Here is a 13,829-nt window from a genome sequence, read left to right as displayed (position 1 = left end):
TAGTCGAACGCCCCAAAAACGCGCCAGCGACGATTCGACCGCCGCCTGCCCGGCGCCCCTGTGTAACAATAGACGATTGGACCTGACTCACCCGCCGCAGGACGAGATTTACGTATGAAATGGCTGATACCCGGGATCTGGCTCGCCGCCATCCTGTTCGCGCACTTCCGTGGCCGCGTCAAGCTGCCGCTGGGCCGGCAATTGCTGGATCACTCGGTGTTGCTCGCGCCCGTCAATGCCTTCATGGTGCTGGCGTCCCGCGTGCCGTCCACGCCCTACCTGACCACCAGCGAGATCGCCGAGCTCAAGGTGCTGGACGACAACTGGGAAACCATTCGCGACGAAGCCGTGCAGATGGCCGAGCTGCGCCGCATCAAGGCGGCCGACAGCCACAACGACATCGGCTTCAATTCGTTCTTCAAGTATGGCTGGAAGCGCTTCTACCTGAAGTGGTATGACGCGCGCCACCCGTCGGCCGAAGAACTGTGCCCCAAGACGGTGGCGATCCTGAAGACGCTGCCCAAGGTCAAGGCGGCCATGTTCGCCGAGCTGCCGCCGGGCGGCCAGCTGAACCCGCACCGCGACCCGTTCGCGGGCTCGCTGCGCTACCACCTGGGCCTGGTGACGCCCAACGACGACGGCTGCCACATCATCGTCGACGGCGAACAGTACAGCTGGCGCGACGGCGAAAGCGTGGTGTTCGACGAAACCTACGTCCACGAAGCCTACAACCGCACCGATCAGAACCGCATCATCCTGTTCTGCGACGTCGAGCGGCCGCTGAAATGGGGCTGGGCCGAAGCGTTCAACCGCTGGTTCGGCCGGGTGGTGATGTCGGCCGCCAGCTCGCCCAACGACGGCGGCGACCAGACCGGCGCCATCAACAAGCTGACCCACGCGCACTGGGTCATCGACCAGAAGCGCAAGGCCTTCAAGGCCTGGAACCGCACGGTGTACAAGGCCACCAAGTATGGCCTGATCGTGCTGGTCATCGCGGGCTTCATCGCGCTGTAACGCGCCCCGCGCCTGATACGACGGCGGGCCGTTCGGCCCGCCGCGCCTTCCCTTCCTACCCCGCGTCGCGGTCCGGCAGCGTCAGCAAGCCGGTGTGGTAGTCGTAGCCGTAGATTTCACCGTAGCGGCCCCACTCCACCGCGATCTTCAGCACGCGCTCGGCTTCGTCGGGCTTGAGGAATTCTTCCAGCGAATCCAGGAAGTTCTTTTCCGGCAGAGCGCCGGCAGGCTCCTGTTCCAGGCTGTGGCGGATGTGCGCGGCCAGCGGCACGTGCGCCAGCAACTGGCGCCCGAAGATGATCTGCTTTTGCCCCTGGTCGGCATGCACGTAGCGCTGGCCCAGCGGCGTCAGGAAGATGTCGCCCTTGTCGATCTGCGCCAGCCCGAACAGCCCCAGCGCTTCGCAGGCCGGCAGCAGGTCGTCGTCGGAAATCTCGGCTTCCTCGGCCAGCTTGGGCAGGTCGGCGCGGCCGTTGAACGGGTCTTCGGCCAGCACGTCCAGCACGCCTTCCATGCGCTCGACCTCGGTCTGCGGGAAGCGGTAGCCCAGGCCTTGCTGGCGCGGGGTGGGCACGTCGTGGGCCGGGCGCTGGGTCATCAGCGCGTAGACCTCGTCGATCAGCGCGCGGACCTGGGGCGAATCGGCGTTACGCGGCCGCGGCAGGCCGATCTGGACCTGGCTGCGGATGCGGCCGGGATCGCTGGAGAAGATGATGATGCGATCGGCCATCATGACCGCTTCTTCGATGTTGTGCGAGACGATGAGGATGCCCTTGGTGGAGATGCGGCTTTCGTCCCACAGCTCGAGCATGTCGTCGCGCAGGGTTTCGCCGGTCAGCACGTCCAGCGCCGAGAAGGCTTCGTCCATCAGCAGCACGTCCGGGTTCATGACCAGGGCGCGGGCGATGCCCACTCGCTGGCGCATGCCGCCGGACAGTTCGCGCGGCAAGGCGCCGCCGAAACCGCCCAGGCCCATCAGGTCCAGCACGGCATCGGCGCGCTTGGCGCGTTCGGCGGGCGCCACGCCCTGGGCTTCCAGGCCCAGTTCGACGTTCTGCTGGGCGGTCAGCCACGGAAACAGCGCGAACGACTGGAACACCATGGCGATGCCCGCCGCCGGGCCATACACGGGCTGGCCGCGGTAGGTGACGGTGCCCTGGTCGGCGTTGACCAGCCCCGCCATGATGCGCAGGAGCGTTGATTTGCCCGAGCCGGACTTGCCCAGCAGGGCGACGATTTCGCCTTCGCGCAGGGTGAAGTCCACGTGCTCCAGCACGTTGCGGGCGGTGCCGTCCGCGGCGCGGAACGACTTGCCGACGTCGTGCAGTTCGATCAGGAGATGGGTGTTCATCAGGACTCCTATCGGCCGCGGTCTTCGGCCAGCAAATACAGTTTTCGCCAGAAAAACCGGTTCAACAGCATGACGAAGATGCTCATGACCCCGATGCCGAGCGCGATGCGATGGAAGTCGCCCTGCTCGGTCATCTGCTTGATGTAGCTGCCCAGGCCATCGGCGACCAGCGAGGTATTGCCCCAGGACACGTATTCGGCCACGATGCTGGCGTTCCAGGACCCGCCGCTGGCCGTGATGGCGCCGGTGATGAAGCTGGGAAACACTGCCGGCAGGTACACCCGGCGCCACAGCAGCCAGCCCTTCAGGCCCAGGTTGCTGGCCGCCAGCCGCAATTCGTTGGGAATGGTCGACGCACCCGCCACCACGTTGAACAGGATGTACCACTGGGTGCCGAAGATGATCAGCGGGCTGAGCCAGATGTTGGGGTTCAGTTTCAACGCCACCATCACGAACACCACGGCCGGGAACAGCAGGTTGACCGGGAACGCCGCCAGGAACTGCGCCACGGCCTGCACCCGCTGCGAATACTTGGGCCGCAGGCCGATCCAGACGGCAATGGGCACCCAGATGGCCGAGGCCAGGCCGATCAGCACCATCACCCGCACCAGCGTGATGCCGCCCAGGCCGACCACGTGCAGCACTTCGGCCCAGCCCACTTCCGCGTGCACGAAGACCACCAGCTTGTAGGTGGCCAGCAGCGCGCCGGCAGCCAGCAGGGAATCCCAGATGCGGGTCCAGCGCGGGTCCGGCGCCTTGGCGCGGGCGCGGATCGAGGTGCCGTCGTACGACACGCTGAACCAGCCCAGCGCGCGGCGCATGCGGGCCCAGAACAGGTTGGACAGGGCCTGCATCCAACGGCTGCGGCGGGTCCAGTCCAGCAGCCAGGACTGCTGGGCGACGTCGGCCTGCGATTCCTCGAAGCGGAACTTGTCGGCCCAGGCCAGCAGCGGGCGGAAGAACAACTGGTCGTAGAGCAGGATGCCGGCCATCATGGCGCCGATGGCCCAGGCGATGGCGGTGCCGTTCTCGGCATCAATGGCCACGGCGATGTACGAGCCGATGCCAGGCAGCTTGATGTCCTGCCCGGCCACCGAAATGGCTTCGGCCGCCACCAGGAAGAACCAGCCGCCGGACATGGACATCATCATGTTCCAGAGCAGGCCCGGCGTGGCGTAGGGCAATTCCAGCCGCCAGAAGCGCTGCCAGCCCGACAGCCGGAAAACGCGGGCGGCCTCGTTCAGTTCGGCCGGCACCGTACGCATGGACTGGTACAGGCTGAACGCCATGTTCCAGGCCTGCGAGGTGAAGATGGCGAAGATCGCCGCGCATTCCACCCCCAGCAGGTTGCCGGGGAACAAGGCGATGAACGGGGCGATGGCGATGGCCTGAAAACCCAGGATGGGCACCGACTGCAGGATGTCCAGCATCGGGATCATCGCTTTTTCAGCCGTGCGGTACTTGGCGGCGATGGCCGCGAAGACAAAGCTGAACAGCAGCGAAAAAGCCAGCGCCGTGAACATGCGCAGGATGGTGCGCAACAGGTAGTACGGCAGGTAGATCGGGTCCAGCGAGATGGGCAGTTCTTCGCCGACGGCGAAGGGGCGGCTCATCTGCGAGGCGCCGTAGGCCATGGCGGCCAGCACCACCAGGACCAGGGGCAGCAGCGCCCAGTCCCAGCGGTTGGGCGAGGAGCGGGACGACGAGGACGGGCGGGTCCGGGTGCTGAAAAGCTCGAACATGTCGGCAATGCTCCAGGGAGCGGCGGGGAAAGGCCCGCGCATTGAAGCATAACCAGATGACGTGTCTCTGAACGGAAAACGACTGAAATCTGTCTGTAATACGGGACGGCTCGCGCCGTCCCGCCGTCAGCGTTGCAGGGACTCCCAGCTTTTCATCAGTCGCTTGACCGACACCGGCATGGGCGTGCGCAATTCCTGCGCAAACAGCGCCACCCGCAGCTCTTCGAGCAGCCAGCGGAATTCGTCCAGGCGCGGGTCGGGCGCCCCCTTCAGGGCCGAGCGGGCCCGCTGGTACTGGGTGAGCAGCGGCGCCATTTCGGCCACCAGCTTGGCATCCCGCCCCGGGTCGGCGCGCAGCTTGTCGATGCGCGCCACGGCCGCCTTCAGGTAGCGCGGAAAGTGGGACAGCTGGGCGTACGGGGTGTCGCGGATGAACCACTTGGGCATCAGCGCCCCCAACTGCTGCTGCAGGTCGGCGTAGGCGGACGCGTGCGGCTTGGCCTGCGGCAGCTTGCGCTGCAGGGCCGCGTATTCCGTCAGCACCGTGCCGGCCAGGCGCGCGACTTCCTGGGCCAACAGGCCCAGGCGGCCCTTGCCTTCGGCCCGGCGGGCCTCGAACTGCTGCTCGTTGACCGGCCAGGGCTCGGCCAGGCAGGCCTGGCCCAGGGCGCAGTCGATGATCTGGTCGCGCAGTTCTTCCTGCGTACCCAGCGTCATGTAGAGCATGCTGATCCTGGTAAGGTCGGCCAGGTTCTTTTCCAGGAACTTGACCTGCTCGCGCAGGCCCAGCCGGAACAGCTTGAGCAGGCCGGCGCGGTGGGCCTTGCGGGCCTCGTCCGGGTCGTCGAACACGTCCAGGTCGCAATGCGCGCCCCGATCGACCAGCGCCGGATAGCCGATGACCGACCGGCCGCGGCGCTTGATCTCGAGGATCTCCGGCAGCGGGCCGAACGACCAGGAGGTCAGGTTTTCATGCGCCAGCGCCTGGGCCACCTGGGTGTCGCTGGCGGCCAGTTGCTGGAAGGTGGCCTGGGCCTGCTTGCCGAATTCGGCGCGCAGCTGGGCCAGGTTGCGGCCGGCGGACAACATGCGGCCGTGTTCGTCGACCACCCGGAAGTTCATGAACAGGTGGGCCGGCAGGGTTTCCAGCTTGAAATCGGCCACGGCCGGGCGCACCTGCACCTGGTCCCACATATCGGCGATCAGGGCGTCGACCAGGCCCATCTGGGGATCGGCCATGCGCTCGAACCAGCGGTCATAGAAACCGGCGGCGTAATCAGGCAGCGGCACGCAGTGGCGCCGCAGCTTCTGCGGCAGCGACTTGAGCAGCAGGTGCGCCTTTTCCTTGAGCATGCCGGGCACCAGCCATTCGCAGCGCGCCGGGTCGATCTGGTTCAGGGCGAACAGCGGCACCGACAGCGTCACGCCGTCGCGCGGCGAGCCGGGTTCGAAGTGATAGTCCAGCGCCATCGACACGCCCTGCCACTCGACCTTCTTGGGAAAGACGTCGGTAGTGACACCGGCGGCCTCGTGCCGCATGAGTTCGTCGCGCGTCAGCATCAGCTTGGCGGCCGCGGCCTTGTCCAGGCCGCCCACCCACTTTTCCAGCGTGGCGGTCTGCGAGATGTCGGCCGGCAGCTGGCGGTCGTAGAAGGCGTAGATCAGCTCGTCGTCGACCAGGATGTCCGGGCGGCGGGTCTGGTGTTCGAGCTTTTCGATGCCGGCGATCAGCTTGCGGTTGTGGGCCACGAAGGCCAGGCGCGTGTCGATCTCGCCCGGCACCAGGGCCTGGCGGATGAACAGTTCGCGCGCCTCGCGCGGATGCACGCGGCCGTACTGGATGCGCCGGCCGGTGTAGATGGTCAGGCCATACAGCGTGGCGCGTTCGTTGGCCACCACCTGGCCGGCCTTCTTTTCCCAGCGCGGGTCGGACCAGTTCTTGCGGATCAGGTGGGCGCCCACCTTTTCCAGCCAGACCGGGTCGATGCGGGCCACGCAACGCGCATACAGGCGGGTGGTCTCGACCAGTTCGGCGGCCACGATCCAGCGCCCGGCCTTCTTGACCAGGCGCGAGCCGGGGTGGATATGGAAGCGGATGTCGCGGGCGCCCTGGTAATGGCCGCCCTCGTCGCTCTTGAAACCGATGTTGCCGAGCAGGCCCGACAGCAGCGCCAGGTGCAGTTGCTCGTAGGTGGCTTCGATTTGATTGACGCGCCAGCCCTGCTCGCCCACCAGGGCGGCCAGCTGGGTGTGGACGTCGTGCCATTCGCGCAACCGGATCGGCGACAGGAAGTTCTGCCGCAACAGACCCACCAGCTTGCGCTGCGAGGCCTTGTGCTGGACCTGTTCGCCGTACCAGCGCCACAGCTTCAGGAAGGAAATGAATTCGGACTTGTCGTCGGCGAACTTGGCGTGCGCGGCCTCGGCGGCCTCGCGTTCCTGCATGGGGCGGTCGCGCGCGTCCTGCACCGACAGGGCCGAGGCGATGATCAGCATTTCGGCCAGGCATTGCTGTTCGCGCGCGGCCAGGATCATGCGCCCGATGCGCGGGTCGACCGGCAGCTTGGCCAGTTCGTGGCCCGTCTGGGTCAGCACGAACGAGGCGCCGGTGCGGGTGGCGTCGGTATCGTCGTCGACCGAGGCCAGCTCGATGGCGCCCAGTTCCTGCAGCAGGTGGTAGCCGTCGGCCACCGCGCGCCCAGGCGGCGCCTCGACGAAGGGGAACTGCTCGATGTCGTCCAGCTTGAGCGACTTCATCCGCAGGATGACCGAGGCCAGCGACGAGCGCAGCACTTCGGGGTCGGTGAAGGCGGCCCGCGCGTTGAAGTCGGCTTCGTCGTAGAGCCGGATGCAGACGCCCGGACCCACGCGGCCGCAACGACCGGCGCGCTGGTTGGCCGAAGCCCGGCTGATGGGCTCGATGCGCAGCTGCTCGACCTTGTTGCGCCACGAATAGCGCTTGATGCGGGCCAGGCCGCTGTCGACCACGAAGCGGATGCCGGGCACCGTCAGCGAGGTTTCGGCCACGTTGGTGGCCAGCACGATGCGCCGCGCATTGCCGCGCGGATGGAAGATCTGTTCCTGTTCGGCCTGCGACAGGCGCGCGTACAGCGGCAGCACCTCGGTGCCGGCCGGGTGGCGTTTGCGCAGGGCCTCGGCCGATTCGCGGATCTCGCGTTCGCCGGGCAGGAACACCAGCACGTCGCCCGGGCCGTGGCGGGCGCACTCGTCCACTGCGTCGACGATGGCGTCGATCAGGTCGCGCTCTTCGTCGCCGGACATGCGTTCGCGGTCGCGCCCGGCCTTGGCGGGGGGGTCGTCTTCGGCGGGTTCTTCCCGCACCGGGCGGTAGCGCAGTTCAACCGGATACAGGCGGCCCGAGACCTCGATGACCGGCGCGGGCTTGTCTTCGGACGCCGCGAAATGGCGGGCAAAACGCTCGGCGTCGATGGTGGCCGACGTGATGATGATCTTCAGGTCCGGGCGCCGCGGCAGCAACTGCTTCAGGTAGCCCAGCAGGAAGTCGATGTTCAGGCTGCGCTCGTGCGCCTCGTCGATGATGATCGTGTCGTAGCGGCGCAAAAGCGGGTCGCGCTGCGACTCGGCCAGCAGGATGCCGTCGGTCATCAGCTTGATGGACGCGTTGGGGCCGGTGCGGTCGTTGAAACGCACCTGGTAGCCCACCACCTCGCCCATCGGCGTATTCAGCTCTTCGGCGATGCGCTTGGCCACGGATGTCGCGGCCAGCCGGCGCGGCTGGGTGTGGCCGATCATCTTCTGGCGGCCGCGGCCCAGTTCCAGGCAGATCTTGGGCAGCTGGGTGGTCTTGCCCGAGCCGGTCTCGCCGCTGACGATCACCACCTGGTGGTTGGCGATGGCGCGCGCGATCTCCTGGCGCCGCGCGCTGACGGGCAGGTCTTCGGGGTAGGAAACGACCGGAATGGGCCGTTCGGGGCGGGGCGCCCGGCGCTCGGCCTGGGCCGCGCCGTCGGCCCGCGGTTTTCCGGGGGCACGGGTCGACCCGTCAGCCGCTTCAGGCGGCCGCGGGCGGGAAGATTCTGGCATGTACGATTTGTCCGGTTAGCTGTCTATTATATAAACGCCCCGCGGCCATATAATTTCGGCACGCCGCCCTTGCGACGGCGCGTTGACGCGGCCCCTGCCGCGTTGTTGCCACTCTCAGGAATTGCCCCGCCCATCATGCCCGACCTGGAACCAGACACCGTCTCCGCCCTTGAAGCCCCTGAATTCGCCCCTGCCCAGTTCGTCCGATGGTTCCGAGATGTGGCGCCCTATGTGCATGCGTTCCGAGGCAAGACCTTCGTGGTGGCGTTTGGCGGTGAATTGGTGCAGGCCGGCGCGCTGAACGCGCTGGTCCAGGACTTGTCGCTGCTGTCCTCGCTGGGCATCCGGCTGGTGCTGGTGCACGGCTCGCGCCCCCAGGTCAACGAACAGCTGCGCCTGAAGGGCTTCACCCAGCAATTCGACCGTGGCCTGGCGCCCACCGACGCCGCCGCGCTGGAATGCGCCAAGGAAGCCGCCGGCGAGATCCGCCTGGATATCGAGGCCGCTTTCAGCCAGGGCTTGCCCAATACACCGATGTCGCACGCCCACATCCGCGTCATTTCGGGCAATTTCGTCACCGCCCGCCCCACCGGCGTGCTCGAAGGCGTCGACTACAAGCACACCGGCCAGGTGCGCAAGATCGACGTCGACGCGCTGAAGTTCGCCATCGAAAAGGGCTCGTCGGTCGTGCTGCTGTCGCCGCTGGGCTTCTCGCCCACGGGCGACGCCTTCAACCTGGCCATGGAAGACCTGGCCACCAGCGTGGCCGTGGCGCTGCGCGCCGAAAAACTGATCTTCCTGTCCAGCGGCCAAGGCGTGCTGAACGAAGACGGCACCGTGGACACCGAACTGGCCCGCGTGGACGCCGACGGCCTGTTGGCCGCCGGCTCGCTGGACGAAGAAACCGGCGCCTACCTGCAATATGCGTCGCTGGCGGTCAAGCGCGGCGTGGCCCGCGCCCACCTGGTGCCCTTCGCGCTGGACGGCAGCGTGCTGCTCGAGATCTTCACCCACGACGGCGTGGGGACCATGGTGGTCGAAGACACCCTGGATGACCTGCGCCCGGCCACCATCGACGATGTCGGCGCCATCCTCAGCCTGATCGAGCCCCTGGAAGCCGACGGCACGCTGGTGCCGCGCCCCCGCAGCGTGGTCGAGCGCGACGTCGAGAACTTCACCGTGCTCGAGCACGACGGCGTGATCTACGGCTGCGCGGCCTTGCACACGTTCGCCGACGAGCAGATGGCCGAAATGGCCTGCCTGATCGTGCACCCCGAATGGCAAGGCTCGGGCGAAGGCGAAATCCTGCTGCGGCACATGGAATCGCGCGCCCGCGCCACCGGGGCCAAGCGCCTGTTCGTGCTGACCACCCGCACCTCGCACTGGTTCATGAAGCGCGGTTTCGTGCAGGGCGGCATCACCGATCTGCCGCGCGAAAAGCAGAACCACTACAACCGTTCGCGCAACAGCCTGGTGTTCATCAAGAAGCTGTAACGCCCGGCCCTACCCGCAGGGGCCGAAGGGGCTTGGCGCCGTCCGCGCGCCAAGCCCGCTAAAATGGCCCATTACTTATTCTTTCCGGCAGCGAACCATGGCCCGTATCGTCAACTGTGTGAAATTGAAGCGTGAAGCCGAAGGGCTGGATTTTCCGCCCTACCCCGGCGAACTCGGCACCCGTATCTGGCAGAGCATTTCCAAGGAAGCTTGGGAAGAGTGGAAGCAGGTGCAGACGCGCCTGGTCAACGAAAACCGCCTGAACCTGGCCGACGCCCGCGCCCGCAAGTACCTGCAGCAGCAGATGGAACGCTTCCTGTTCGAAGACGGCAGCGTCGAAGCCCAGGGCTACGTCCCGCCCTCGGCCTGAATCCGGCGCCGCCTCTCGCGGCAAGCCTGTGAAGCCCCTCGCCCGCGAGGGGCTTCGCGTTTTGGCGGCCCGCCCCGCCCCGCCCCGCACTGGCCTTAAGATTCCGATATCGCAGGCCGTATTAATGCTGTCATGAACGAAGAACCGAGTTCCGTCGCCACGCCCGACCTGCCCCCGGCCATCCGGCGTGCGTTGGGTATCGCCCCCGACCGCAAGCGCGGCACGCTCGACGACGTGCGGCATGTCGTCATCCTGATGCAGGAAAACCGGTCCTTCGACCACTATTTCGGCGCGCTGCCGGGCGTGCGCGGGCTGGCCGACCCGCATCGGGTGCCCACGGCCAGCGGCAACGTACTGACCCAGGTCCACGGCCGCCAGACCCTGCGCCCCTACGCGCTGCACGCCGACTACGCCAGCCACACGCCGGTGGGCTACATCACCCCGCATACCTGGGACGACGCCCAGCGCGCCTGGAACGATGGCCGCATGGACCAATGGCTGGCCGCCAAGAGCCGCCTGGGCCTGGGCGCCTACCGCCCCGACGAGGTGCCGTTCCAGACCGCGCTGGCCAACGCCTTCACCGTGTGCGATGCCTACCACTGCGCGATTCATGCCGGCACCAATCCGAACCGGCTGTTCCTGTGGACCGGCACCAACGATCCGCTGGGGCGCGCGGGCGGCCCCGCGCTGGTCAACACGTTCGACCGCCTGGGCCCGGCCGACCAGGGCTACGGCTGGACGACCTACCCCGAACGCCTGCAGGCCGCCGGCATCGACTGGCGCATCTACCAGGACATGGCGGACAACTTCCACGACAATCCGCTGGCGGGCTTTCGGCAGTACCGCCGCCAGCACGCCAGCGCGGCCGCGCAGGCCCCGTTGCGCGACCGCGCCCTGTCGACCCATACCCTGGACGACCTGGCCCGCGACGTGGACCAGGGGACGCTGCCGCAGGTGTCGTGGATCATCGCCCCCACCGCCGATTCCGAGCACCCGGAAGTCTCGTCACCCCGCCAGGGCGGCGCCTACACCGAACGGGTGCTGGATATCCTGACGCGCAACCCTGCCGTCTGGAGCGGCTGCGTGTTCCTGGTCACCTACGACGAAAACGACTGCTTTTTCGACCACATGCCGCCGCCTGCGCCGCCGGCCCGCCCCCTGGGCGGCCGGGCAGGCAGCCACTCGGGCGGCTTGTCGACGGTGGAACTGGACGGCGAATACCACGACGCCCGCCATGGCCCCAGCGCCGGTACCCCGGACGATCCTCCCGCCCTGCACGGCCGCGCCTTCGGCATGGGCCCGCGCGTGCCGATGCTGGTGGTGTCGCCCTGGAGCCGGGGCGGCTGGGTCAATTCGCAGGTGTTCGACCATACGTCGGTGATCCGCTTCCTGGAGGCCCGCTTCGGCGTGCCCGAACCCAATATCAGCGCCTGGCGCCGCGCCGTGGCGGGTGACCTGACGTCGGCCTTCGACTTCGCGGGCGACCGCGGTTCGCTGCACGCCGACAGCATCCGCCACGCCTGCGCCCTGCCCTACGCGCTGGAGGCCGTGGGCCGCATGACGGCCGACGGCGAACACTATCGCCTGACCTTCCGCAACCCAGGCACTGCCGGTGCCGTGCTGCACGTGTACGACCGCCTGGCATTGGACCGCGCCCCACGCCGCTACACCCTCGGCGCCGGCGCGCGCCTGGACGACGGCTGGCGCCTGGACGCGCAGGGCGCCTACGATCTCTGGCTGCTGGGTCCGGACGGCTTTCACCGCCAGTTCCGCGGCGACGCTCGCGATGCCGGCCTGCTGGAAGCGCAGCTGGTGCCGGTCAGTTCGGGGCTGCGCCTGCGCCTGATCAACCACGGCGACACCCCCCATCCAGCCATGATCGAATCGCACATGGGCGACGGCTGGCGCGCCATGGTCCACGTGCAGGCCGGGGGCTCGCTGGAGCTGAAATATGCCGGGTGCGAAGGCTGGTACGACCTGGAAGTCACCGCGCAGGCGCTGCCCGCCTTCGGCCGCCGCCTGGCCGGACGGATCAACGCGGGCAAGTCCGGCGTGCCCGACCCGCGGCTGTGCCAGGGCGCGGCGCTGCCGTCGGCGGCCGCTGCCAGCCTGTAGGCTCAACGCCCCCGAATAAAAAAACCCCAAGACGCCAGCGCGCTTGGGGTTTTCTGTTGCCTCACCGGCATGCGGCTGGATGCCGCCGCGGATCAGGAATCCTGCGATTCGGCGGGCGTGTCTTCTTCGCCGCGCGCCAGGCGCTCGGTGTTCTTCACGCCCGTGTGGCGCACGTCGGCGCCCTTGACCATGTAGATCACGCGTTCGGACATGTTCTTGGCATGGTCGCCAATGCGCTCGAGCGCGCGGGCGATGAAGATCATGTCGATGGCGCGCGAGATGGTGCGCGGGTCTTCGATCATGTAGGTGATCAGGTGGCGCAGCGCGCCCTTCCATTCCTTGTCGACTTCCTTGTCGCTGCGCACCACGGCGGCAGCCAGGATCGGGTCGAGGCGGGCAAAGGCGTCCAGGGCCTGGTGCAGCATGGTGCGCACGTTGGAGGCCATGTGGCGCAATTCGATCACCGGAATGTGCGGCATGTCGGCTTCGTGGATACGGCGGGCCACGGTGGCCACTTTCTCGGCCTCGTCGCCCGAGCGTTCCATGTCGGTCAGCATCTTGGACACGGCCATCAGCATGCGCAGGTCGATGGCGGTGGGCTGGTGGCGGGCCAGGATGCGGCTGATGCTTTCGTCGATCTCCACTTCGTGGCGATTGACTTCCTTTTCGCGCTCGCGCACCTTTTCAACCAGCGTCAGATCGCCGCTGGCCAGCGCGTCGATGGCCTCCTGGATCATGGCTTCGACCACGCCGCCCATTTGCAAGAACTGCGAACGGACGCTTTCCAGATCAGCGTCGAACTGCTTGTTTGTATGCTCCGTCATCCGGGCTCCCTGCGTGGTTGATCTCATTGCATTGCCCCGATATGAAAGAGTTTCTCGAGATGGGCCTGCACAACCGGCAAGGTTATGACCCAAGTGTGACAGGATTATGAATCGCGGCCCCGCCCCCGGCAAGCGCACGGGCGCGGGGCCGGCGGCCGGGGCCTCAGGCGCGGCGGTCCAGGCGGCGGATGCCGTCTTGCGTGGCCAGCAGCGCCACGTCGGCGCCGGCGATGGCGAACAGGCCGCAGGTCACGACACCGGCCAGGTTGTTGACGCGGGCTTCCAGGCCCGGCGCGTCGGTGATCGACAGGCCGGCCACGTCCAGGATGACGTTGCCGTTATCGGTGACGAAACCCTCGCGCAGGCGCGGCTGGCCGCCCAGCGCAACCATGGCGCGGGCCACGGCTTCACGCGCCATGGGTATGACTTCGATCGGCAGCGGGAACTTGCCCAGCACCTGCACCAGCTTGGATTCGTCGACGATGCAGACAAAGCGCTCGGCCACCGAGGCCACGATCTTTTCGCGCGTCTGCGCGCCGCCGCCGCCCTTGATCATGTGCAGGTTGGCGTCGATTTCGTCGGCGCCATCCACATACAGGGGCATGGAGGTCACGTCGTTCAGGTCCAGCACCTTCAGGCCATGACCCGCCAGGCGCGCCGCGCTGCGCTCGGAACTGGCGACCGTGCCCCCGATACGGCCCTTGAAGCGCGCCAGGCCGTCAATGAAGAGATCGGCCGTGGAGCCGGTGCCCACGCCGATGATGACATCGGGGCCGGCGACCTGTTCAACGAGTTCCAGGGCCGCGTCGGCGGCTTGCTGCTTGAGTTCTTGCTGGGTGAGCATGGCAGGAAAA

Annotated in this window: 9 protein-coding genes; 4 read left to right on the top strand and 5 right to left on the bottom strand. The window is 67.4% G+C overall.

What is annotated here, in order from left to right:
• Positions 1–114 precede the first annotated feature (114 nt).
• A complete protein-coding gene (gene lpxO, locus AC6LJ2_RS19660; RefSeq protein WP_199167039.1) occupies positions 115–1,014 on the top strand; it encodes a lipid A hydroxylase LpxO in 900 nt (299 codons plus the stop codon).
• A gap of 55 nt (positions 1,015–1,069) precedes the next feature.
• On the opposite strand, the gene AC6LJ2_RS19655 is transcribed toward lpxO, so the two are convergent.
• The 3 genes from AC6LJ2_RS19655 to hrpA all read right to left on the bottom strand — a co-directional run bounded on the left by AC6LJ2_RS19655 (position 1,070) and on the right by hrpA (position 8,172).
• On the bottom strand, positions 1,070–2,365 hold the full coding sequence (locus AC6LJ2_RS19655) for an ABC transporter ATP-binding protein (RefSeq protein ID WP_498151991.1): 1,296 nt from the start codon (positions 2,363–2,365) through the stop codon (positions 1,070–1,072).
• Between the two features lie 8 nt (positions 2,366–2,373).
• Positions 2,374–4,107: an ABC transporter permease gene (locus tag AC6LJ2_RS19650; RefSeq protein WP_498151990.1), complete on the bottom strand. Its 1,734-nt coding sequence runs from the start codon at positions 4,105–4,107 to the stop codon at positions 2,374–2,376.
• 126 nt (positions 4,108–4,233) lie between these two features.
• The gene (hrpA, locus tag AC6LJ2_RS19645) at positions 4,234–8,172 is read right to left on the bottom strand and encodes an ATP-dependent RNA helicase HrpA (protein WP_498151989.1); all 3,939 of its coding nucleotides are present in this window, start codon (positions 8,170–8,172) and stop codon (positions 4,234–4,236) included.
• Between the two features lie 135 nt (positions 8,173–8,307).
• On the opposite strand from hrpA, the gene argA reads away from it, so the two are divergent.
• The 3 genes from argA to AC6LJ2_RS19630 all read left to right on the top strand — a co-directional run bounded on the left by argA (position 8,308) and on the right by AC6LJ2_RS19630 (position 12,151).
• Positions 8,308–9,666, top strand: coding sequence for an amino-acid N-acetyltransferase (gene argA / locus AC6LJ2_RS19640; protein WP_175194648.1), 1,359 nt, complete (start codon positions 8,308–8,310; stop codon positions 9,664–9,666).
• 97 nt (positions 9,667–9,763) lie between these two features.
• Complete coding sequence (locus tag AC6LJ2_RS19635; RefSeq protein ID WP_263915546.1) at positions 9,764–10,036, top strand: oxidative damage protection protein; 273 nt, start codon at positions 9,764–9,766, stop codon at positions 10,034–10,036.
• 132 nt (positions 10,037–10,168) lie between these two features.
• Positions 10,169–12,151: a phosphocholine-specific phospholipase C gene (locus AC6LJ2_RS19630; protein ID WP_263915545.1), complete on the top strand. Its 1,983-nt coding sequence runs from the start codon at positions 10,169–10,171 to the stop codon at positions 12,149–12,151.
• A gap of 92 nt (positions 12,152–12,243) precedes the next feature.
• On the opposite strand, the gene phoU is transcribed toward AC6LJ2_RS19630, so the two are convergent.
• Together phoU and rpiA are read right to left on the bottom strand one after the other, a co-directional pair.
• The gene (phoU, locus tag AC6LJ2_RS19625) at positions 12,244–12,975 is read right to left on the bottom strand and encodes a phosphate signaling complex protein PhoU (protein WP_025141156.1); all 732 of its coding nucleotides are present in this window, start codon (positions 12,973–12,975) and stop codon (positions 12,244–12,246) included.
• Positions 12,976–13,138: 163 nt separating this feature from the next.
• Positions 13,139–13,819: a ribose-5-phosphate isomerase RpiA gene (gene rpiA / locus AC6LJ2_RS19620; RefSeq protein ID WP_263915544.1), complete on the bottom strand. Its 681-nt coding sequence runs from the start codon at positions 13,817–13,819 to the stop codon at positions 13,139–13,141.
• Positions 13,820–13,829: the final 10 nt, after the last annotated feature.

The organism is Achromobacter sp. 1014246743, from assembly GCF_059760725.1.
The sequence above is the reverse complement of the archived record's forward strand: the minus strand, read 5'-3'. Positions and strand labels throughout refer to the sequence as shown.